The following is a 2,519-nucleotide window of genomic DNA, read 5'->3' on the forward strand; positions in this document are numbered from 1 at the left end:
ACCCCCTCGGCGGCAAGGCGGTCCAGATTGGGGGTTTGTGCGACCGGGTCGCCATAGACGCCCAGGTGGGGACTCATGTCTTCCACCGAGATCCAGACAATGTTCGGCCGCTGAGCGAGCGTCGGCGTGGCGAGTAAAAGCAGCGCGACCAGCGCGAACGTTCGAGGGAAACGCCGGCTGGTCGCTGAAACGGGGTTGGGCATGGCACTACTGCGGGCCGGCGTCACATCGAAACCGTGGCGCGCGGACGAGGTGCCTCGTCCGGCACGTCGTTGCCGCGGGGGACGAAGGACTGGATGCCTGTGATCGCCCGGCCCAGGATGAGGCCGTGGATGTCGTAGGTCCCCTCGTAGGTGTTGACGGTTTCGAGGTTCATCATATGGTGGATGATCCGGAAATCCCCCGTGATCCCATTGCCCCCGAGCATGTCTCGGCCCATGCGGGCGATCTCAAGGGCCTTCCCGCAGTTGTTGCGTTTGGCGAGGGAGATCATCGGCGGCGCGGCGCGGCCGGCATCCTTCAGCGTACCCAGGCGCCAGGCGAGGAGCTGCATCTGCGTGATCTCGGTGGCCATGTTGGCCAGCTTGGTCTGGATCAGCTGCATCGATGCGAGCGGGTAGCCGAACTGCTCGCGCTCCATGACATACGTCCGCGCCCGGTGATAGCAGTTCTCGGCCGCGCCGACGACGCCCCAGGAAATTCCGTAGCGGGCGTTGTTCAGGCAGGAGAACGGCCCCTTGAGGCCGCGAATCTCCGGAAAGACGTTGGCATCCGGCACGAAGCAATCGCTCAACACGATCTCGCCGGTGATCGAGGCCCGGATCGACATCTTATTATGGATCTTGGGCGCCGAAAACCCTGGAAAACCCTTTTCGACCAGGAAGCCCCGGATGACACCTTCGTCGTCGCCGGCTTCGCGGGCCTTGGCCCAGACGACCGCCACATCGGCGAAAGGCGAGTTCGTGATCCAGGTCTTGGCGCCATTGAGCACCCAGCCGCCATCCACCTTCCGAGCCACGGTGACCATCGACCCGGGGTCCGATCCGTGGTCCGGCTCCGTCAGCCCGAAACACCCGATCAGCTCGCCTGTGGCGAGGCGGGGCAGGAAACGCTGACGCTGCTCCTCCGTGCCAAAGGCGTGGATGGGGTACATGACCAGGGAGGACTGCACCGAGGCAAAGGACCGGTAGCCGGAGTCCACGCGTTCCAGCTCGCGGGCGATGAGGCCGTACGCCGTGTAGCTCACGCCGGCGCCGCCGTATTCCGGCGGAATCGTCGCTCCGAGGAGCCCCAGGGAGCCCAGTTCACGGGGGATATCCTCGTGGAAGACCTCGTGCTGGTTGCCTTCTAGGGCGCGTGGCTCCAGGTGGTGCTGGGCATATTCGCGCGCCGTCTCCAAAATCATCCGGTCCTCTTCGGTGAGCATCTCCTCGAAGAGAAACATATCATCGATATTAAACGCCTTTGAAGACATGGCTTGGGTACGACCTGCGTAGAGAGTTCTGGGGGACGGTGGGCATGTAATGAACTCACCCACGCCGGCGTTCCCCGGAGAAAAAAACAGGTCGTCGGGTGGATTTGATGAAAACGGGGGCCGTCGCTGGCGGGGCGGTCGGTTTTTGTGATCACTTCCGTTATTTTCGTCGCGAACGCCCTCACTGTCCACCCCGACGGACGCACGCCTGAACGTACGAGCCCATGCGCATTTTGCTGATCGGAAACGGCGGCCGCGAGCACGCGATGGCCTGGAAGCTGGCCGCCAGCCCGCGTTGTGAAGCCCTGTTTATCGCACCCGGCAACCCCGGTACGGCCCAGGTAGGGCAAAACATAGCCATCGCCGCGACCCACATCCCGGGTCTGGTCGATTTCGCCCTTGAGGAGAACATCGACCTCACGGTGGTCGGCCCCGAACAACCGCTGGTGATGGGGATCGTGGATGCGTTTGAGGCGGCCGGCCTGGCCATCTTCGGCCCGAGCGCCGCCGCGGCCCAATTGGAAGGCAGCAAGGCGTTCGCCAAGGCCTTTATGGTCCGCCACGGCATCCCGACGGCCGAACACCGCACCTTCGCGGCGGCGGCCTACGACCAGGCGCTTGCCTTTCTCCAGACCGCCGAGATGCCCATCGTGCTGAAGGCCAGCGGCCTGGCGGCGGGCAAAGGCGTCGTGATCTGCGAAACCCGCTCCGAAGCGGAGGCCGCGCTTCGCGACATCGTGCAGGAGCATCGGTTCGGCGATGCCGGCGACGAGGTCGTGATCGAAGGGTTTATGCAAGGTGAAGAGGCGAGCCTGTTCGCGGTCTGTGATGGGCAATCGTACACGCTGCTGGCTACCGCGCAGGATCATAAACGGGTGGGAGATGGCGACACCGGGCCCAATACCGGTGGGATGGGGGCCTATGCGCCGGCGCCGCTGGTCACGCCCGAGCTTCAGGCCCGGATCTGCCGCGACATCGTCGAGCCCACCCTCGCCGGGATGAACGCCGAGGGCGCCCCGTTCAAGGGATTTCTGTATGTCGGCCT

General features: G+C 64.5%; 3 protein-coding genes. 1 reads left to right on the top strand and 2 read right to left on the bottom strand.

The window, feature by feature from the left end:
- Both SH809_04520 and SH809_04525 read right to left on the bottom strand, forming a co-directional pair.
- Window positions 1–203 (bottom strand): sulfatase-like hydrolase/transferase (locus SH809_04520; protein ID MDZ4698951.1); only part of this gene is annotated, 203 nt, incomplete at its 3' end.
- A 20-nt stretch (window positions 204–223) separates the two neighbouring features.
- A complete protein-coding gene (locus SH809_04525) occupies window positions 224–1,474 on the bottom strand; it encodes an acyl-CoA dehydrogenase (protein ID MDZ4698952.1) in 1,251 nt (416 codons plus the stop codon).
- A 224-nt stretch (window positions 1,475–1,698) separates the two neighbouring features.
- Between SH809_04525 and purD the strand changes: the two genes are divergently transcribed.
- The coding region (gene purD, locus SH809_04530; protein ID MDZ4698953.1) for a phosphoribosylamine--glycine ligase at window positions 1,699–2,519 on the top strand (821 nt) is incomplete at its 3' end.

The organism is Rhodothermales bacterium, from assembly GCA_034439735.1.
Taxonomy (GTDB): domain Bacteria; phylum Bacteroidota; class Rhodothermia; order Rhodothermales; family JAHQVL01; genus JAWKNW01.